Here is an 18458-nt window from a genome sequence, read left to right on the forward strand (position 1 = left end):
GAGGGAACAAACCCCGCGCACGCCCGCTTCTCCCGGCATAAAACAGGCCGGGAGAAAAGCCGTGTCGAAGATTGCCGCGATAATCGGGCGGATTTTGATCGCCCTCATCTTCATATTTTCCGGGGCGGGCAAGCTCGCCGACATATCCGCGACCGAGACGATGATCGTCGCCGCCGGTCTGCCCTCGGGCCTTGCCATTCCCACCGGGCTGTTCGAACTGCTGGCGGGGCTGTGCCTTGCCGCCGGGTTCATGGTGCGGCTGGTGGCGGTGCTGCTGGCCGGGTTCACCGCGCTGACGATCCTGTTCTTCCACGCGCAGTTCGGCGACCCGATGCAGCGGGTCATGGCGCTCAAGAACCTTGCGATGATCGGCGGCCTCGCGCTGGCCTTTGCCCATAGCCAGATGTGGAGCCACTACTACGCCATCGCCCGCGAGCGCCGGGGCGAGATCGCCGCACGCGACGCCGATGCCCGGGTGCGCGACGCCGAACTGCGCGCCGCGCGCGCCGAAGCCCGCGCCGATGCCCTCGCGCAGGGACAGGTCGCTTCGGCTCACGAACCGCGCACCGTTGTCACCGATGTCAACCATGACGGTGTGCCAGAGGTTCGCCGCGCGGGCTGGCGCAACCGCCGCTGGTTCGACTGGTAAGCTCGGCATGCTGGCCGCTGCTGCTCACTCACTGCAGCGGCCAGAAGTGAATGATGAGTGGCGTGCCCAGCACCAGCACCAGCAGCGACAGCGGCGCTCCCAATCGCGCGTAGTCGCCGAAACGATAGCCTCCCGGCCCCATGACCAGCGTGTTGCACTGGTGCCCGATCGGCGTCAGGAAGTCGCACCCCGCACCAATCGCTGTGGCCATGAGGAAGGCGTCCGGTCGATAGCCGAGATCGTCGGCGAAAACCGCCGAGATCGGCGCCATGACAAGCACGGTAGCGGCATTGTTGAGGAATGGTGTCACCGCCATCGAAGACGCCAGGACGAGCGCCACCGCGCCCCATGGCGGCATATCTCGTGCCAGTGCCGCCAGTTCCGTCGCCATGACGTCGGATGCCCCGGTCGATTGAAGCGTCCCACTGACCGGGATCAGCGCCCCCAGCATGATCAGGATCGGCCATTCGACCGCCTCGTAGGCATCGTCGACCGGGAGCGCTCCGGTAATCACGACGAGCCCTGCTCCGGCAAAAAACGCCGGTGCCACCGGCAGCAATCCGGTCGCCGTCGCCAGCATCGCGGCGGCCAGGATCGCCACCGCCAGCCAGCCTTTGCGCGTCGCTCCCAGCGCGATCTGCCGCTGCGCCAGCGGGAGCACGCCCAGTTGCCGCAACCTCCCCGGCATCGCCGACAACACCCCTTGCAGCACGATCACATCGCCCGGCTGCATGAGGATGCTGGCGGGTTTCGCGCGCAGGCTCTCACCCTCGCGCGAAATGGCAACGAGTCTCAGGCCCATCCGCTCGCGCAGCACTGAGTCGACTTGCCGAACTCCCCGCCAATGCCGAGCGGGCGGTGACGACCCCTTCGATCACCCCCACGTGATCACGCGCGCGTGCGGTGTGCTCGTCCTCGTCGCCGTCGAGATCATGGCCACTGGGATCAAGCCCTCCCGCGGCTACCGCACGCTCTAGCGCATCCGGATCACCCGCGAGGATCAGAACATCGTCTTCAACCAGTACGAGGTCGGGGCGCACGTCTCCGGCAAGGCCACGGCGCAACACGGCCGTAACCTCGACCTCTCCGTCATGCTCCTTGAGAAATGCGGCGACGGTGCCGCCGACGACGGGAGCCTCCTCGCGAACCCGCGCCTCGATCGTATAGTCCGCGATGTCGAGCGCCTCTCCCATGGTCGCCGCCGCGCGCCTGTCGGCAGGTAACAGGCGATAGCACAGCCGCAGAAAGACGAGGCCGATGACCAGCAGGCCCAGACCGGTCGGCAAATAGTCGAACATCTCGAAGGGCTCGCCGATCATCTGCTCGCGCACGCGGCTGACGATGATATTGGGCGACGTCCCGACCAGCGTGGTAAGCCCGCCAAGCAGCGCCGCGAACGACATCGGCATGAGGAAGCGGGAAGGATTGGTGCCGCTCTTGCGGCCGAGTTGTCCGGCAGCCGGCATCAGCATTGCGAGTGCGCCAATGTTCTTGATCAGCCCCGAGGCAAGCCCGACCGATGCCGTGAGCACCAGCAATTGCGCCCCCGTCCGTGAGAGCCATCGTCCTGCCCATGCGACGGCCTTCTCGATCAAGCCGGACCGCTGAACGGCGGCCGAAAGCACCAGGGCCGAGCCCACGATAATGACGATGTCGTCTGAAAAGCCGAGGAAAGCCTTTTCCGGACTGACCAGCCCCAGAGCCATCCCCGCGAGCAACGCAATGACCGCGGTTACATCGTAACGAAAGCGACCCCAGATAAAAAGGGCCATCATGGCGCAGAGCAGAGCAATCGACAGGCATTGCTGAAAGGTCATCGGGCCTCGGGACGACAGGGGACGCAAGGCAGGAAATGCACAGGGACGTCTGCGGTGCCCGGTTGAACCATTGACGAGGCGGCCGAGAGGCGGCAATAGCCCCCAGCGCAAGGCGCGGGCGGTTAGCTCAGTTGGTAGAGCATCTCGTTTACACCGAGAGGGTCGGGGGTTCGAGCCCCTCACCGCCCACCATATCCATTCATTTTCCAGAAAAATCAGGCCTTTTGGCTGCTCTGAAAAAATCTGGCAAAGGCGATTGCACAGTTCGCCCTCCCCATGTAAACGCCGCGCCTGCCCGCAAGGCATGCCGCTTTAGCTCAGTTGGTAGAGCACATCATTCGTAATGATGGGGTCACGTGTTCGAGTCACGTAAGCGGCACCACCTTCCTAAAGGCACTTCCACTCAGACATCGGCGGTTTCCCACGGGAAGGGCTTTCCAAGCTTGAGGAGCGGTTGGGTCAAGGCTGGGGCGTATTTGGCCGCGTCGAGAGGTCTCCCATGCGCAACCCGCAAGGTGCAGCGTGCCTGATTGTTTTAGGCAGGGCCATGGCGGCGAGATGGCCGCCCCACTCGTTGGCGTCGAGCAGGATCTTATTGGCGATGACGTCGAGCTTCTTCTGGACCTCCCCCTGCACGTTCTCCGAGCCAAGGCAGCCCAGCACATCGCCCAGCGCGCCCTTCGAGATCGCGTGCGTGATCGTCTTGCAGGCGCGGGCTACCGAGAAGCCGCAGTTCCGATGGACAGGCATTGTCCTCGCACCGTTGCTACTCGATGAGAAAGCGGGTCAGTGTGATCGGTTGCATCATGACCTTTCGCGATGGACGTTGCGCCCGGCGCAGAACTCAGGTTTGTCCGGAAATCGGCAGAGAACGAGTCACGCGCTCCGCAGCAGATCTGCCACCTGCGGACCATGCGCGAACCTAGCCGCCTGCGCTACTGCCTCCGCATCAGGTCGCAATCCTGTATAGAGCACGAATTGTTCGATCGCCTGGAGCACGATCACCTCCGCGCCCGATATCACCGTCTTCCCGGCCTCTCGCGCAGCCCGGACGAAGGGCGTATTCGCGGGCTGGGCCACGACGTCAAAGGCGATGTCGCAGGCCGCGACCTGCTCGGGCGAGAAGGCGAGCGCCTCGGCCTGTGGCCCCTCCATGCCCAGCGGCGTCACGTTGACGAGCATCGCAGCGCCCCGTGAAGGCATTTCCGCTAGCCATTCGAAACCGTACTGCGCCGCGAGCGCGGGACCATCCTCGCGGTTGCGCGCAACGATCGTGCCTTGGCGGAAGCCCAGATCGCGGAGCGCGGCGACCACGGCCTTTGCCATGCCGCCGCTGCCGCGCAGCAGGAACGGCGTTGCCAGATCGATGCCCCTGCGCGTCACGAGGTCGCGCACGGCGACGTAGTCGGTGTTGTAGCCGGTGAGCACATCGCCGTCGTTGACGATGGTGTTCACGCTGTGGATTGCCCGTGCAGAGTCCTCTAGGGCGTCGAGCATCGGGATGACCGCCTCTTTAAAGGGCATCGAGATCGCACAGCCGCGAATTGCCAACGCCCGGATGCCGCCGACGGCGGCGGCGAGGTCGCTCGTGCTGAAAGACTTGTAGACGTAGTCGAGCCCATAATGGTCGTAGAGCCAGTTGTGCAGACGCGATCCGGCATTGCCGGGGCGGGCCGACAAGGACATGCACAAGCGCGTGTCGCGGCCGATGGTGGTACGTTCCATGAGCGTCAGTCTCCGGTAGTCTTGCAGCGGATATCGGCACGCATGCTCGATCCGCGAGGTATCAGGCGGCCCGCCAGCACGACCTTGCGGCCCGCGGCATCGGGGTTTTCGAGCCGGTCGAGCAACATCGTCATCGCAGTGCGGCCGATCTCCTCCACCGGCTGCTCGATGACGCTTAGGCCACCGCCGACGAACTCCATCCAGTCATTGTTATCGAACCCAGCGAGCGCGATATCGCGCGGCACTTCCAGGCCAAGGTCGCGCAAGGCCCGCAGCACGTTGACGAGCATCACGCCGTTACTCGCCACCACGGCGTCGGGCCGCTCCGCGCGGCTGAGCAACTGGGCGATGACCTGCTCCGCCGCGTCCTTTGTATGGGGTACCGCGATCGTCTCCACCGTAAGTCCGAGCCGCCCCGCCGCCCTCGTGAAACCGTCGCGGCGTTCGGCGCCCGTGGTGCTGGCCGCGCCGAACAGGCCGGTGATCCGGCGATGTCCCTGCGCGTACAGGTGCTCGACGAGGACCTCCGCCATGCGCGCATTGTCCAGCAGTACGCAGTCGAACTCGGCATCGGGCGCGGCGCGATCGATCAGGACCACGGGATAGTCGAGTTCGCTTCGCCCGCCTCTCGCGACCCTTTGGCGCGAAGGCGCGAGGATCACGCCGGTCACGCGCTCCTCGTGCAGCAGTTCGAGGTAGGCCGCTTCCTTGGCGGGGTCCTCGTCGGTATTGCACAGGATCACCCGCAAGCCGCGCGCGGCAGCAACGCTCTCTATTGCGCGCGAGACGGCGGTGAAGAACGGGTTGCCGATGTCGGCGACGACGAGCCCGATGGTGTTGCTGTGCTGGGAGCGCAGCCGCCGAGCGGCGAGATTCGGGCGGTATCCAGTAGATTTCACCGCCGCCAGCACGCGCTCGCTCATCGCCGGATCGACCGGTCGGCCCGCCAGCACGCGCGAGACGGTAGCGGGGAGACTCCGGCGACCTGAGCCACATCCTTGATCCCTATCGCCATGTGGAAATCGTTCTCTTGTCCAAACAGCCAATCCCATCCCGATAGCAGGATTATGCACCATTGATTACGCTAATCACAACCCCCTTGACAAATTCGCTTAGAAAACGTTTTCTGAGATGGGAGTGAATTGGAGAGGAACGACGATGCTCGCAGACGCTTTCACCGCGTCGCATGCCACCGATCTCGTGAGGATCGACGCCACGGCCGCCGACAAGACCGATGCTATTCGCCAGGTCGGCCAGCTACTGGTCGCCGCCGGCTATGTCGCGCCTGGCTACGAGGAGAGCATGGTGCGCCGCGAAGCCGTCGCGAACACCTTCCTTGGCTCCGGCCTCGCCATCCCGCACGGGCTGGGTGAGGACAAGAGCCTCGTCCGCCGCGACGGCATCGCCATCCTACAGCTTCGCGGCGGCATCGACTGGAACCCGGGGCAGCGCGCCCACATCGTCGTCGGCATCGCCGCGAACTCGGACAGCCACATCGGCATCCTGCGCCGCCTGACTCGGCTGATCCAGGACGAGGACCGGCTCCAGGCGCTCATCGCCACCGACGATCCGGCCGACTTTACGCGCGCCCTCGGCGAAGACGCGGCCCCTGCCTCGGCCTCCGCGCCTGCCGTGGACCTCGCCCATACCGCCGTCTGGGTGGTCGACTATCCCTCGGGCCTCCACGCCCGCCCCGCATCGACCTGGGTCGAGACTGCACGGGGCTCCAGCGTCCGCCTGCGCGTGCGCCACGGCAACGAAAGCGCCGATCCGCGCAACCTCGTCGCCCTGCTCCAGCTGGGCCTGCGCTGCGGTGACGAAGTCACCTTTTCTGCCGACGGCGCGGGCGCTGAACCGGCGCTGGACAGCTTCGTTGCCGCCGTCCGCCGCCTCACGTCGCGCGAGAAGGAAGACGCTGCCCGCGCCGCCGAGAAAGCCAAGGCGCCGAGCCGCAGTTGGACGCCCGCCGGAAGTCCCCGGATGATAGCTGGCGTCGCCGCCAGCCCCGGCCTCGCGATCGGCCGGGTGCATGTTCTCAGTGCCGCGGAACTCGTGGTGCCCGACGTGCCGGTCGACCTTGCCACCGGCGGCGAACAACTCAACAGCGCGCTGTTGCGCACCCGCGCGCAGATGACGGCGCTGATCGACGACACCACCCGCCGCCTCGGCGCCTCGGAAGCCGCCATCTTCAAGGCGCAGTCCGAGCTGCTGGAAGATACCGACATCATCACTCTCACCTGCCAGCTCATGGTCGAGGGCCACGGCGTCGCCTGGTCGTGGCACCACGCCGTGGAGCGCATCGCCGGCAAGCTCTCGGCACTCGGGAACCCCGTACTCGCCGCGCGCGCCGCCGACCTCGAGGACGTGGGCCGCCGCGTGCTGGCCGAGATCGACTCCAGTCTCGTCACCGGCACCCTCGCCGACCTACCCGACGAGCCCTGTATCCTCGTCGCCGCAGATCTGTCGCCGTCCGACACCGCGACGCTTGACGCCGCGAAAGTGGCCGGAATAGCCACGTCGCTCGGCGGGCCAACTTCGCACAGCGCGATCCTTGCCCGTACTTTAGGCCTGCCTTCGGTCGTCGCAGGCGGCCCCGAATTGCTCGCGACCGCTGCCGGGACCGTCGCCGTCGTCGATGGCGATGGCGGCAAGGTCTGGATTTCGCCTTCCGAGGACGATCTCATCTCAGCGCGCGCCTGGATCGCCGCCCTCGCCGCCCGGCGCGTTGCCGAGGAGCAGGAGCGCGGACAGCCCGCCGTCACCCGCGATGGCCACCGGGTGGAAATCGCTGCCAACGTCAACCGCGCCGACCAGGTCGCGTTTGCGCTTGCGCAGGGCGGCGAGGGCGTGGGCCTGATGCGCACCGAATTCCTTTTCCTCGAAAGCGGGGACAGCCCCGGCGAGGACGAACAACTTGCCGTCTACCGCGCCATGATCGACGCACTCGGCGACGATGCGCAGGACCGCCCGCTGATCGTGCGCGCGCTCGACATCGGCGGCGATAAGCAGGTGCCCCACCTCGATCTCCCACGTGAGGAGAACCCGTTCCTTGGCGTTCGCGGCGCGCGTCTGCTGCTGCGCCGTCCCGACCTGCTGGAACCGCAGCTGCGCGCGCTCTACCGCGCTGCGAAGCTCGGCGGTAATCTCTCGATCATGTTCCCGATGATCACCTCGGCCCACGAACTCGTCGCCATGCGCCAGCGCTGCGAGGCGATCCGGGCGGAACTCGAAGCCCCGCAGGTGCCGATCGGCATCATGATCGAGGTTCCGGCGGCAGCGGTGCAGGCCGCGTCGCTCGCGGCCCATGCCGACTTCTTCTCGATCGGCACTAATGATCTTACCCAGTACACTCTCGCGATCGACCGCCAGAACCCGGAACTCGCCGGCGAGGCAGACAGCTTGCACCCCGCCGTCCTGCGCATGATGGCAATGACCGTGGAAGGCGCGAAGGCGCATGGCCGCTGGGTCGGAGTGTGCGGCGGCATCGCTGGCGATCCGTTCGGCGCGGCGCTGCTGGTGGGTCTGGGCGTCAGCGAACTGTCGATGACCCCGCGCGACATTCCGGCGGTCAAGGCCCGGTTGCGCGCATCCGATCGCAGTGAACTCGCCCAACTCGCGGCGCGCGCCTTGGCCGCCGAAGGCGCTGCCGAGGTCCGCGCGCTCGACGGGGAGGCGATGTGATGCGCGCCCTTACTGTCACCTTCAACCCCGCCATCGATCAGACTGTCACGCTGGACCGGCTCGTCCCCGGAGAGGTCCACCGCGCCCATGCGGTTCGCCAGAATGCCGGCGGCAAGGGCGTCAATGTCGCCAGCTGCCTGGCCGACTGGGGCGTGTCCGTTTCCGCGTATGGCCTGCTCGGCAGCGACAACGCGGCGCCGTTCGATGCGCTGTTCGCCGCCAAGGGCATCGAGGACCGCTTCATCCGCATTGCCGGGGCGACGCGCGTCAATCTCAAGCTGGTCGACCCAGCCGGCACCACCGATATCAATCTGGATGGCCTCGCAGTCGATGCCGGTCGCGCCGAAATGGTCGCCGCCGCCATCTGCGATGCGGCACGCGAGGGTGACCTCGTCGTGCTGGCGGGCAGTCTTCCTCCAGGCTGCCCGCCCGATACTTACGCCGCCCTGACAGAGCGCCTGCGGGCCATCGGATGCCGCGTGATCCTCGACAGCAGCGGTCTGCCGCTCAAGTGCGCGCTGGAGACGGAGCAACCACCCCACGTGGTCAAGCCCAACCGCGACGAACTAGCGCAGATGCTGGGCCGCGACTTGCCCGACCTTCCCGCGATGGTCGAGGCCGCCGCCACCTTGCGCCAGAGCGGCGTGGCGCTCGTCGTGGTCTCGATGGGAGAGCACGGCGCGCTGTTCGTTTCGGATGAGGGTGCGCTCACCGCCTGGCTCGCGGTCGGGGAGCTGGCGAGCACTGTCGGTGCGGGCGACGCGATGGTGGCGGGCATCGCCGCCGCCGTACTGGAAGAGGCATCGCTCGAACGCACCGCGCGGCTCGCGACGGCATTTGCGGTGGCGAAGCTCGGCATGATCGGCCCGAACCTGCCGACGCTCGCAAGCGTGCATGCGCTGGCCGACGAAGTGACAGTGACCCCGGTGAAAATGACCGCGAAGACAGCGGCAGGAGAGGCAAAATGAAGACGATCTTTGCCGTCGTCGAGGCGGACTCTTCGGCCGTGCAGGGGGTACTGGCGGGCGAGGCCCTGCGCCGCGCCGCGCGTACCGACGGACGCACCATCGAGGTCGAGGTCCGCACTCAGCAGGGCGTGCTCAATCCGCTCGGCGACGACGTGCCGGGCGCGGGCGGCCTGCTGTTGCTGGTCGGCGACGGGCCGGCAGGCGACGCGCTGGCTCGCCGGGCCGACCGCCACGTGACGCTCGAGGCCGTGCTCGCCGATCCCGCTGCCGCGCTGGCGTTCGAAGATACCGGCACTCCGGAACTGGCCACGAAGAGCCCGCGCGTTGTCGCTATCACTTCGTGCCCGACCGGCATCGCTCACACCTTCATGGCAGCCGAGGGACTGACCGAGGGAGCCAGGCAGCTCGGCTATCCGATCCGCGTTGAGACGCAGGGTTCGGTCGGCGCCGGAACACCGCTGACGGCCGCGGAAATCGCCGAGGCCGACGTCGTGCTCATCGCCGCCGACCGCGAGGTCGACCGCGCGCGGTTCGCCGGCAAACGTGTCTTCGTGTCCAGCACCAAGCCGGCGATCTCGGGCGGCGCGAAACTGATCGAGCGCGCCTTGGCAGAGGCCAGACAGCAGGGCGGGGAAGCCGAGGTCGCTGACGGCGCTTCGGCCACCAGGCAGGAACGTGCGGGGCCGTACAAGCACCTCATGACCGGTGTTTCGTTCATGCTGCCCTTCGTGGTCGCGGGCGGCCTGCTGATCGCCATCGCCTTCGCGCTCGGCGGGATCGGCGCCAATACCGACGCGGCCAAGGGCACGCTGGCACATACGCTGTTCCAGGTGGGCGCGCAGGGGGCCTTCGCGCTGATCGTGCCCGCGCTGGCGGGCTACATCGCCTTCTCCATCGCCGACAGGCCGGGTATCGCGCCGGGCATGGTGGGCGGCATGATGGCTGCGCAGCTGGGCGCCGGGTTCCTCGGCGGCATCGCGGCGGGCTTCATCGCCGGCTACGGCGTCGATGGGCTCAACCGTTTGATCCACCTGCCGAAAAACCTCCAGGGATTGAAGCCCGTGCTGATCCTGCCGCTGCTGGGCACGCTGCTGACGGGCCTCCTGATGGTCTACGGGGTCGGCACGCCGGTGGCCGCTGCCCTCGCCTTCCTGACCGAATGGCTGCGGTCCATGCAGGGGTCGAGCGCGCTGCTGCTCGGCGTGATCCTGGGCGCCATGTCCGCTTTCGACATGGGCGGCCCGGTCAACAAGGCTGGCTATGCCTTCTCGGTGGGCCTCATCGCCAGCAACGTCTGCACGCCGATGGCGGCGACGATGGCGGCTGGAATGACGCCGCCGCTGGCCGTCGCGCTGGCGACGCGCCTGTTCCGCGACCGCTTCACGGCCGAGGAACGCGAGGCGGGAGGGGCCGCTGCGGTTCTCGGGCTGGCCTTCATCACCGAGGGTGCCATCCCGTTCGCAGCGCGCGATCCGTTTCGGGTGATCCCCTCGCTGATGGCGGGTTCGGCAACGGCGGGGGCGATCTCGATGGCTTCGGGTGTCGAGCTGAAAGTGCCGCATGGCGGGGTTTTCGTGCTGCCGATCCCCGGCGCGGTGACGCATCTGGCCGCTTACGGGGCCGCGATCGTTGCGGGAACGCTGGTGAGCGCGGTGCTCGTCGGACTCCTCAAACGCAGACCGGAAGCGCTGTCCTGAAGCGCACCTAAGCCGGCCTTGACGATACCTAGTGGTCAAGGTCTGACAGAAGAGTCCTGAAGTGGATTCCCGAAGTTTGCCGGTTGTGCGATAAGGGTGGATGCGCAGCGGTATCTCAATCAGCCTTTCCCCATCCGACCGAGACCGGCTCGATCGGATCATCAAGGACCGCAACTCGGCGCAGAAGCATTCATGGCGCGCCGAGATCGTGGTCCTGACGAGCGAGGGTGTCGGCACCAACGAGATCATGCGGCGAACTGGGACTTCGAAGACCTGCGTATGGCGATGGCAAGAGCGCTTCATGCAAGAAGGAGTCGAAGGACTGCTTCGCGACAAGACCCGTCCGTCGCGGATCCCGCCCTTGGCTCCCGAGGTGACCGACCGGGTCGTTGCTCGGACGCTCGAAGATCCGCCCGGCGAGACCACCCATTGGACGGCGCTGATGATGGCGAGCGAGGTTGGGATCAGCGTCAGTTCGGTGCAGCGGATCTGGCGATCTCATGGCCTGCAACCCCACCGCGTTCGCCAATTCAAGCTATCGAATGATCCGAAGTTTGTCGAAAAGCTTCGCGATGTCGTCGGGCTATATGTCTCGCCGCCCGCGCACGCGATCGTGCTGTCATTCGACGAAAAAAGCCAAATCCAAGCGCTCGATCGCTCGCAGCCTGGCCTCCCGCTCAAGAAGGGACGGGCCGGAACCATGACCCACGATTACAAGCGCAATGGCACAACCACGCTCTTTGCTGCGCTCAACGTGCTCGATGGCACCGTAATCGGCCGCAACATGCAGCGGCACCGTCATCAGGAATTCATCCGTTTTCTGAACCTGATCGAAGCACAGGTGCCCGCAGGAAAGGCGATCCACGTCATCCTCGATAACTACGCCGCCCACAAGCATCTCAAAGTGCGCGAGTGGCTCGGCCGGCACCCGCGCTTTACCTTCCACTTTACGCCAACCTCATGCTCATGGCTGAATGCCGTTGAGGGCTTCTTCGCCAAGCTGACCAACCGCCGTCTCAAACGCGGCGTCTTCCACTCGCTCATCGACCTCCAGGCGGCCATCAACCGCTTCCTTGCCGAGCACAATGAAAGCCCAAAGCCATTCGTCTGGACCGCAGACCCAGATAAGATCATCGCCGCCGTCAGGCGCGGGCATCAAGTGTTAGATTCCTGCCACTAGGCATACTCGAGAGGATCAGTACATGTCGGCCCTGCCGTTCAAGGGCGCCTGCCTCGCAGGCGTCGCCGCTATCGCTTTGTCGATCGCTGCCGCGCCTGCCGAGGTCCGGGCCCAGTCAGCCGACGAGACCATCGACATTGCCGCAGGACCCGCGCCGCAGCCCGAGGCCTTCCAACCCCTCGCCGAGGAGGGCATTATCCTCTCGCTCAGTTACACCGGCGAGGCGGCGGGCAACGTCACCGGCGGGCTGCGGCGCGACGCGGCTTATGCCGGGCAGGTCTACGTCGGCGCCGACTTCGACATGGACCGCATCAGCGGCATTGGCGGCGGCGCGCTGCATGTGGCGGCGACGAACCGGCACGGCGAGAGCCTCTCGGCGCAGGCAATCGGCAACAATACCTCTGTTCAGGAAATCTGGGGCACTCAGAACACCCACCTCGCCATCCTGACCTGGGAGCAGCATCTGCTCGACGACCGGCTGGTGATCGAGGCGGGACGCAGCCAAGCGAACATCCACTTCCTCAATTCGCCGCTCTATTGCCAGTTTCAGGGCAATTCGGGCTGCGGTAATCCGACGTTCGTGTTCAAGAACAGCAATTTCACCTATTTCCCGGCATCGAGTTGGATGGCCCACGCCAAGGCGCGGCTGACCGATCACGTCTACGCCCACGTCGGCGCCTACGAGGTAAACCCCGACCGCAAGCGCGCCAACGACCACGGCACCGCCTTCGGCATCGCCAGCGCGACCGGAGTGATCATACCCTGGGAACTAAGCTACGAAACCGGCGAACAGGCCCGCCTTCCCGCCCGCTACATCCTAGGCGGATGGGTGGACAAGGGCGACTACGACGATCCGCTCCGCGACGACGCGGGCGGCATCGTTGTCGTCTCGGGCCTCCCGGCGCAGGTCCGAAACGGGCGCTCAGGCCTCTATTTCCGCTTCGAGCAACAGCTTACCCGGCCCGACCCGACTTCGAAGCGCGGCCTCAGCCTCTTCGGCGTCGCCATGACCAACCTCTCCGGCCGTGTCGAGGAGAGCCAGTTCTGGGACATCGGTGTCGTGCAGACCGGGACCTTCGCCGGGCGCGACGAGGACAGCGTGGGCTTCATGGTCAGCGACCAGCGTTTTAGCGACTTTGCCATGCGGCGGATGCGGGCTGCTGATCTCTCGGTGGGAGGGAGCAGCAAGGTCTCGCGCCATCAGGTGATGATGGAGCTGTCCTACAGCGCGCAAATCGGGCCGGCGATCCGTCTGTCGCCCAACGTCCAGTACATCCTCAACCCCGACCGCACCGGCGCGCCTTTCCGGGGCCGTCCGACCGGCGACGCGCTGATCCTCGGCGCCAAGTTCACGGTGGACGCCCTCCGTCTCGGTCTGTGACCGCAATTACCGTTGAGAGTTCTCAGTGGAAACTTATAGGCTCCCGGGGCTCGTCTCAGTCGCAACCAACAACTTCCCGATATTGACTGAAAGAAAGTCGGCATACCACCACTGCCGACACTCAGCATCCGATCTCAGTTCGCCAACTGCAGACCGTCAGCTAGTTTCGCAGTTGCCTGCCAAAACTTTGCAATAACGCGATCGGCAGGCCCCCTGCCGTGAAGCCTTGTTTTTCTAGCATATGGTTAGGAACCTTCGCGGCCGCCCTAATGTCGCACCCGAATCGTCGCGCCGAGGGGATAAACGACACGGACGGTTCTACAAGCGGCGACGAGCAGCAGGTGTGCCGATCCGTTTCATCTTGCTTTGCAGACGTGCCACTGCCCACGTCAACGAAGCGGATGAAAGCTATGTGAGTGTCGCCGGTCCGCATAATGCCGAAATACGACCCCCCTTCAAATCGCCATAACCATCTGCGGCGTTGCCCTTAACCGCCCCACATCGCGGAAAGGCGGGGCGCCGAAGAGGCGACGATATTCGCGGCTGAACTGGGAGGGGCTGTCATAGCCGACGCGGAAGCCCGCCTCTGCCGCATCAAGGCGGTCGGCCAACATCAGCGCCCGCGCTTCCTGCAACCGCAGCTGCTTTTGATATTGCAGCGGAGTCATGGCGGTGGCGCGGCGGAAATGATCATGGAAGCTCGACAGGCTCATGCCGGCAAGGGCGGCAAGGTGTGGTCCGCTAAATGGTTCGCGGAAATGGGTCTTGAGCCAGGCGATCGCTTTGGCCAGCTGGCTGGTGCGGCTTTCGCCGCTCGCTATCGCGCGCAAGATGCCCGCGCCCGGCCCGGTCATCAGCCGCACCAGCAATTCCCGCTCGATGAGCGGCGCGAGCAGCGCCGCGTTCGCCGGATCGCCGAGCAGCGCCGTCAACCGCGTCGCCGCGTCAATCAGTTCAGGTGTCATCGGGTGCAGCGTCATCCCGCCCCTCTCCTCCGTGCCCCCCGGCAGAGGCGGCAGGGTTAACGCGATCTCCGACAACAGGGCGGGGTCGAGATAGAGGCAGAAGCAGAGATAAGGCGCGTCCGCGCTAGCCTGCGTCACCGCGCCTGTGATGGGCAGGTCGAGCGAGGCAACGAGATAGCTGGCAGGGCCATAGTCGATCACCGCATCGCCAAGCAGCACGCGCTTGCCGCCCTGCGCGATGACAGTCCGGTTTCAGAGTTCGATTAGGGGAAAGCTGACGTTCGCGCACCCATACGACCTGTGCCTTCCGCCCATCTCTCGATGATCGAAGGGGCATTTGGTGCACAATCCGGCCGTCGCCGATCCGACAGGGCACGAGCCCCGCCGACGGATCCGCATGGACGTCACGCCATGAATCCAGCTTCGAACACCGTATCTTCCAAATCAAGCGCCACGAACGGCGCATCCCCAACGGTGAGGACTTCAGTGGTCATCAAAAACTTTGCTTGTAATTCGGGGACAAAAATCCCCCCGGGGCCTTCGGTCACCCGCCCATGGCAGGCAAGGCATAAATAGCGGCTACCTGACGCCGCAACCTGCCGCGTCTTCGGTCACACGTGAAATCGAACGCTTCGCCATCATGGCCGCGAAAAAAGCAGGCTGTTGTAACGCGCGATTTCTGTTGTTTATTGTCGTCGCATAAGCGTGGGAGATGTGATGAAGCTTGGAATTGTCGCCTGTGGGCTGCTCATGCTCTCTCCCGAGATTGCGCAAGCACGCGCCTCTCAGTGGTGGTACGTGACGCAAGGCGCCGACAAGGTATTGTTCGTCGATGTCGAGTCGATCGTGCGCGATGGCGACATTGTGCGGTACGAGGCCAGCCAGATTCTGCGCGAGCCCGGCAACCCCGCCGCCTCGTTGCGTGCCTCCATGACGGGAAACTGCCGCGAACAAACCGAAACGTGGGACCTCGTCCTGCGCTACGGCGCCGATGACGAACGGCTGGACGAGACAGCGCTGAGCTATGCGGGGCCTAATCCCGTAGAAGCTGGGTCGGTGGGTGCCGCGCAGTTGCAGTTCGTCTGCGCCACCGATCGAACCCTGGGCGGTGGTTTCCCCTGGCGATCGACCAGGTCGCTTTCGCCGAGGCCCTGATCGCCGACACCAAGGCTTCGATAAGCCCGGCAGACATGCATGAACGGATGCGCGCGGACCCCAAGGTGCCGATAATCCGCTCCACAGCGCCGTCGCCTGGCACGTTCGGAACACCGCAGGCGACCACTGCGGGGCATGCCGTCGTCCCGCCTCGCGACTATGCCAAGGGAGTGGGCATTCCCGATGTCCCGAATTATGACACGGTCGAAAGCGGCACGATCTACGATATTGCCTATGGCGGGATCGAGAATGGGGAACTGACCTTCGAGGTGCGCGGCTACAGCATCGATGATCTTGCCCACGCCAGCAGCGCGCAGCCTATGCGCTTCCCGGTAGCCCAAAAGACGATCCGTATCCGCAACATCAAAATCGAAGTTCTGGCCGCTACGCCACAGGGCCTGCGTTTCCGCGCGAGCCTTGCGCCGGAGGACGCGGACGACGCGCCATTCGTGTGCGCGGATCCGGCGTGCACAACGCAATGATCCGTGCCATTGCGCTGTCGTTCGCCTTGCTGGCCATGCTCCCCGGGCCATCGCAAGCACAGGAGGTCGCCAAGATCGACCCCGCCGTCGAGCTGAACGTTCTGTGCGAGGATAACGATGCCAGTGCCTGTACCCGCCTCGGCAACCGGCTTCTCGAAGGCGACGGGCTCGCGCCCGACGAGGCTCGAGCGGTCGCCATCCTGAGCAAGGCCTGCCACCTCGGCGACATGCCAGGCTGCACGATGACGGGCTTCGCTTACAGCAAGGGGCAAGGCGTCACGCGATCGGCCGATATCGCGCGCGCCTACTACGCATATGCCTGCTATGGCGGCGAGGCGACCGGATGCTCCAACCTCGGGCTCGCCTACATCAACGGGGACGGCATTTCGAAGGACGATCACCGCGCCGCCGCACTTTTCCAGCAAGCCTGCTCGAGCAACTCGACAGCCGGTTGCGCCAATCTGGGTGCGTCCTATTCGTTGGGACGAGGCGTACCGCGCAATCATCACCGGGCGGCGCGGCTATTCAGCCAAGCCTGCGATGCCGACGATCAGCACGCCTGCTACAACCTGGGCGTGCTCTACCGCGACGGCCTGGGCGTGGGACGCAATCACAAACGCGCCGTCGCGCTGTTCGCACAGTCGTGCCAGGCCAAGGACCGCAGCGCCTGCGGCAATCTCGCCAGCATGATCGACGACGGGCGGGGCACCGCTAAGGACCACCAGCGCGCCCTCGAACTGCATGACGAGGCGTGCACGCTTGGCGAAGCGGAAAGCTGCTTCACGCTTGGCCGGGCCTACCAGACCGGAAACGGCCGCGAGCGCGATGACTTTCGGGCCATCGCCTTGCTGGAGCGTAGCCTCGCGCTAGACCCCCGGACTCCATCCGCCGGCGAAGCCGCGAAAGCCCTCGCCATCGCGCGCGACGCGATCGTTGCCCCATCGATCCCCGCAAAGGTAGGCGAGCCGGAAGGCCATCGCGCAAATGAGGAATAGAGCGATGCGCCAAATCACTGCCGCCCTCGTCTCGCTGCTGGCCGCTGCCTGGATGACCGCAGCGATGGCTGCGGATGCGCCTCGGGACGAGGCCGTGCTGACCTGCCGTATCCAGGGTCAGGATCGCGAGGTGTCGGTCTCGATCACCGGCACGCGTGCCACCTATCGCTACGGTTCGTCCCTGCAAAAGCCGGAGCTGATGCTGAGCAGCCCCTGGCGGACCTGGACTATCGCCGAAAGAACGGCCCGGGCGACACGATCGACGAGATCGTGACCTTCACCAACGGCGATACTGCCTATCGCGTGGCGGCAGGTTTCAGGAACGGAGCGGCGCCGGACCCGACCGCTCTTCAGCGTTTCGGGCTGCTGACGGTCAGCCGGGCGGGCAAGACTCTCGCCGCGCTGAGTTGCCGCCCGGACAGCATCAGGCGGGTCCACGACCGCCTGCTTGCTGGCATGCGCGAGATCGGGCGGGAGCGATCTTCCGATGGAGAATCGTTTCCGAATTACGAAATCCAGTATCCCGCACCCGCTGACCAGTCCCCGCCCTGCAAGGCGGATTTCAACGTCGATACCTGCTGGAGCCGCGGCGTCGGTGCGGCCCGCGGCGGCGATCTGCGAGGCGCGCTGGGGCACTACGACATGTCCTGCGACGCTCACCTCGACGATCTTGGCTGCTACGAGGCGGGCAAGCTCTACCTGCAGAACCGCCAGTTGCGCGATTATGCCAAGGCCCAAGCGCGGTTCGCGCGCGTGTGCGACGGCAGTGACCCGGGACGCGGGCCCTACGCCTGCAAGTATCTGGGATGGATGAATCTGACCGCTACCGGCGTCAGCCGCAATCTCGACCAAGCCTGGTCCAAGCTGGCACGCGCTTGCTTCCTGCACAATGATGCGGAGATGATCGACCCCGAGGGGTGCCACTTCTTCGCCAAGACCGTTTTCGCCGTGCGCGATGCCAAGCCCAGCCGATACCCCAAGGCGGACTTGCTCGCCTATGTGGCGCTGTCCCAAGCGTGCACCGATGATGCCAGGACGGTCTGCGACGAGGCGCTAGCGCTGTACAAGACCGGTATCGGACAGCACGCGCCCTGGACAAAGTCCTGCGATGCCCTGGTCCGCGCCCAAGGTACGTTTGCGTCGTGCAAGGACATGGCGCGGCCGCGTGCCGACTACGACAGCGCCATGGCCACACGCCGGAAGCTCAAGGTCATGTTTCTGGCGGCACTCGACGACCCGACTTGAACGCCCACTGCCCGTGCTCAAGCGATCTGAGTCGGCACCGTGCCGTAATAGCTCGACACGCGGTCGGCGTAGGCCTGGTTGAAATCGGGCGCATTGCTTGCCCAGCTCGGGCCGCCTTCGAGCACTCGGCGGTCGATCGTGACGATGTAGTCGTCCCCGGCCGGATCATAGCCCAGCACGCCGAAGGGCACGGGATAGAAGCTCTTGTTGAACCCCAGGAAGCCCCCAGGCTCAGGACCGCAAACGTCGCTTGCCCTGAACGCTTGTCCACCATCAGCGCCTTGACGTGACCGAGGGTGTCACCATCGCGTGATCGCACCTTCAATCCCGAAGTTTCCGCCTCGACGAGGGTCGGCGCTGCTGGCGATACTTCTGTCATGGAAAGCTCCTCGTAACCAGCCATACGCTGGCGTTCGGATCGTTGTCCGTCGGCTATCTTCCCGCGAACAAGGACGGCCTAGGGCAAACACCCGAAGCCACTCTCCGTTCCGCCGTGCTGCAGATGGACGCGTGATGCT

At 65.5% G+C, this 18458-nt stretch carries 17 protein-coding genes, 2 tRNA genes and 2 pseudogenes; 13 read left to right on the forward strand and 8 right to left on the reverse strand.

The features are described from left to right. Positions 1-61 precede the first annotated feature (61 nt). Entirely contained in the window at positions 62-649 is a 588-nt protein-coding gene (locus KZO24_RS12655; protein WP_271182115.1) for a DoxX family protein, read from the forward strand. A gap of 28 nt (positions 650-677) precedes the next feature. On the opposite strand, the gene KZO24_RS12660 is transcribed toward KZO24_RS12655, so the two are convergent. Beyond that, a complete protein-coding gene (locus KZO24_RS12660) occupies positions 678-1451 on the reverse strand; it encodes an SLC13 family permease (protein ID WP_486486298.1) in 774 nt (257 codons plus the stop codon). Further along, positions 1414-2466, reverse strand: coding sequence for an SLC13 family permease (locus KZO24_RS12665; RefSeq protein WP_486486299.1), 1053 nt, complete (start codon positions 2464-2466; stop codon positions 1414-1416). Before KZO24_RS12665 ends, KZO24_RS12660 begins: the two co-directional genes overlap by 38 nt. Positions 2467-2582: 116 nt before the next feature. Here KZO24_RS12665 and KZO24_RS12670 point away from each other — a divergent pair. Both KZO24_RS12670 and KZO24_RS12675 read left to right on the forward strand, forming a co-directional pair. Then, a tRNA-Val gene (locus tag KZO24_RS12670) sits at positions 2583-2658 on the forward strand. 114 nt (positions 2659-2772) lie between these two features. Then, positions 2773-2848: transfer RNA gene (locus KZO24_RS12675), tRNA-Thr, on the forward strand. Between the two features lie 161 nt (positions 2849-3009). On the opposite strand, the pseudogene KZO24_RS12680 reads toward KZO24_RS12675, so the two are convergent. From KZO24_RS12680 to KZO24_RS12690, 3 genes and pseudogenes are all read right to left on the reverse strand, one after another. Further along, positions 3010-3271 (reverse strand): annotated as a pseudogene (locus KZO24_RS12680) (class 1 fructose-bisphosphatase); the annotation flags it as partial. Between the two features lie 71 nt (positions 3272-3342). After that, entirely contained in the window at positions 3343-4191 is an 849-nt protein-coding gene (locus tag KZO24_RS12685; protein WP_486486300.1) for a shikimate 5-dehydrogenase, read from the reverse strand. Between the two features lie 5 nt (positions 4192-4196). Beyond that, complete coding sequence (locus KZO24_RS12690; RefSeq protein WP_486486301.1) at positions 4197-5144, reverse strand: LacI family DNA-binding transcriptional regulator; 948 nt, start codon at positions 5142-5144, stop codon at positions 4197-4199. 205 nt (positions 5145-5349) lie between these two features. Between KZO24_RS12690 and ptsP the strand changes: the two genes are divergently transcribed. From ptsP to KZO24_RS12715, 5 genes are all read left to right on the forward strand, one after another. Beyond that, a complete protein-coding gene (gene ptsP / locus KZO24_RS12695; RefSeq protein ID WP_271184159.1) occupies positions 5350-7872 on the forward strand; it encodes a phosphoenolpyruvate--protein phosphotransferase in 2523 nt (840 codons plus the stop codon). Further along, the gene (pfkB, locus tag KZO24_RS12700) at positions 7872-8840 is read left to right on the forward strand and encodes a 1-phosphofructokinase (RefSeq protein WP_486486302.1); all 969 of its coding nucleotides are present in this window, start codon (positions 7872-7874) and stop codon (positions 8838-8840) included. The genes ptsP and pfkB overlap by 1 nt, the downstream gene beginning before the upstream one ends. Next, positions 8837-10537, forward strand: a complete 1701-nt coding sequence (locus KZO24_RS12705; RefSeq protein WP_271184161.1) for a PTS fructose transporter subunit IIC — start codon at positions 8837-8839, stop codon at positions 10535-10537. The genes pfkB and KZO24_RS12705 overlap by 4 nt, the downstream gene beginning before the upstream one ends. Positions 10538-10637: 100 nt before the next feature. After that, positions 10638-11717, forward strand: coding sequence for an IS630 family transposase (locus tag KZO24_RS12710; protein WP_486486303.1), 1080 nt, complete (start codon positions 10638-10640; stop codon positions 11715-11717). A 22-nt stretch (positions 11718-11739) separates the two neighbouring features. Then, complete coding sequence (locus KZO24_RS12715) at positions 11740-13098, forward strand: carbohydrate porin (protein WP_271184162.1); 1359 nt, start codon at positions 11740-11742, stop codon at positions 13096-13098. 455 nt (positions 13099-13553) lie between these two features. Here the strand turns inward: KZO24_RS12715 and KZO24_RS12720 are convergent, their stop codons facing one another. Further along, a complete protein-coding gene (locus KZO24_RS12720) occupies positions 13554-14282 on the reverse strand; it encodes an AraC family transcriptional regulator (protein ID WP_486486304.1) in 729 nt (242 codons plus the stop codon). Positions 14283-14780: 498 nt separating this feature from the next. Between KZO24_RS12720 and KZO24_RS12725 the strand changes: the two genes are divergently transcribed. Genes KZO24_RS12725 through KZO24_RS12745 form a run of 5 tightly spaced genes read left to right on the forward strand, consistent with a single transcriptional unit; the run spans position 14781 to position 17940 of the window. Then, the gene (locus tag KZO24_RS12725; RefSeq protein WP_486486305.1) at positions 14781-15218 is read left to right on the forward strand and encodes a hypothetical protein; all 438 of its coding nucleotides are present in this window, start codon (positions 14781-14783) and stop codon (positions 15216-15218) included. Between the two features lie 47 nt (positions 15219-15265). Further along, complete coding sequence (locus tag KZO24_RS12730) at positions 15266-15700, forward strand: hypothetical protein (RefSeq protein ID WP_486486306.1); 435 nt, start codon at positions 15266-15268, stop codon at positions 15698-15700. After that, positions 15697-16695, forward strand: a complete 999-nt coding sequence (locus KZO24_RS12735) for a tetratricopeptide repeat protein (protein WP_486486307.1) — start codon at positions 15697-15699, stop codon at positions 16693-16695. Before KZO24_RS12730 ends, KZO24_RS12735 begins: the two co-directional genes overlap by 4 nt. 4 nt (positions 16696-16699) lie before the next feature. Next, positions 16700-16969, forward strand: coding sequence for a hypothetical protein (locus KZO24_RS12740; RefSeq protein ID WP_486486308.1), 270 nt, complete (start codon positions 16700-16702; stop codon positions 16967-16969). Next, on the forward strand, positions 16966-17940 hold the full coding sequence (locus tag KZO24_RS12745) for an SEL1-like repeat protein (protein ID WP_486486309.1): 975 nt from the start codon (positions 16966-16968) through the stop codon (positions 17938-17940). The genes KZO24_RS12740 and KZO24_RS12745 overlap by 4 nt, the downstream gene beginning before the upstream one ends. 17 nt (positions 17941-17957) lie before the next feature. On the opposite strand, the gene KZO24_RS12750 is transcribed toward KZO24_RS12745, so the two are convergent. Both KZO24_RS12750 and KZO24_RS12755 read right to left on the reverse strand, forming a co-directional pair. Continuing rightward, positions 17958-18131: a hypothetical protein gene (locus tag KZO24_RS12750; protein ID WP_486487204.1), complete on the reverse strand. Its 174-nt coding sequence runs from the start codon at positions 18129-18131 to the stop codon at positions 17958-17960. Between the two features lie 56 nt (positions 18132-18187). Then, a pseudogene (locus KZO24_RS12755) lies at positions 18188-18343 on the reverse strand (PRC-barrel domain-containing protein); the annotation flags it as partial. Positions 18344-18458 lie beyond the last annotated feature (115 nt).

It is taken from the genome of Novosphingobium sp. NFX11 (genome assembly GCF_057376415.1).

Excerpts from the sequence above, each read along its gene's own strand:
- KZO24_RS12710 (WP_486486303.1), top strand. The coding sequence starts at position 10,638 with ATGCGCAGCGGTATCTCAATCAGCCTTTCCCCATCCGACCGAGACCGG.
- pfkB (WP_486486302.1), top strand. The coding sequence starts at position 7,872 with ATGCGCGCCCTTACTGTCACCTTCAACCCCGCCATCGATCAGACTGTC.
- ptsP (WP_271184159.1), top strand. The coding sequence starts at position 5,350 with ATGCTCGCAGACGCTTTCACCGCGTCGCATGCCACCGATCTCGTGAGG.
- KZO24_RS12735 (WP_486486307.1), top strand. The coding sequence starts at position 15,697 with ATGATCCGTGCCATTGCGCTGTCGTTCGCCTTGCTGGCCATGCTCCCC.
- KZO24_RS12740 (WP_486486308.1), top strand. The coding sequence starts at position 16,700 with ATGCGCCAAATCACTGCCGCCCTCGTCTCGCTGCTGGCCGCTGCCTGG.
- KZO24_RS12660 (WP_486486298.1), bottom strand. The coding sequence starts at position 1,451 with ATGGGCCTGAGACTCGTTGCCATTTCGCGCGAGGGTGAGAGCCTGCGC.
- KZO24_RS12730 (WP_486486306.1), top strand. The coding sequence starts at position 15,266 with ATGCGCGCGGACCCCAAGGTGCCGATAATCCGCTCCACAGCGCCGTCG.
- KZO24_RS12705 (WP_271184161.1), top strand. The coding sequence starts at position 8,837 with ATGAAGACGATCTTTGCCGTCGTCGAGGCGGACTCTTCGGCCGTGCAG.
- KZO24_RS12665 (WP_486486299.1), bottom strand. The coding sequence starts at position 2,466 with ATGACCTTTCAGCAATGCCTGTCGATTGCTCTGCTCTGCGCCATGATG.
- KZO24_RS12715 (WP_271184162.1), top strand. The coding sequence starts at position 11,740 with ATGTCGGCCCTGCCGTTCAAGGGCGCCTGCCTCGCAGGCGTCGCCGCT.
- KZO24_RS12725 (WP_486486305.1), top strand. The coding sequence starts at position 14,781 with ATGAAGCTTGGAATTGTCGCCTGTGGGCTGCTCATGCTCTCTCCCGAG.
- KZO24_RS12685 (WP_486486300.1), bottom strand. The coding sequence starts at position 4,191 with ATGGAACGTACCACCATCGGCCGCGACACGCGCTTGTGCATGTCCTTG.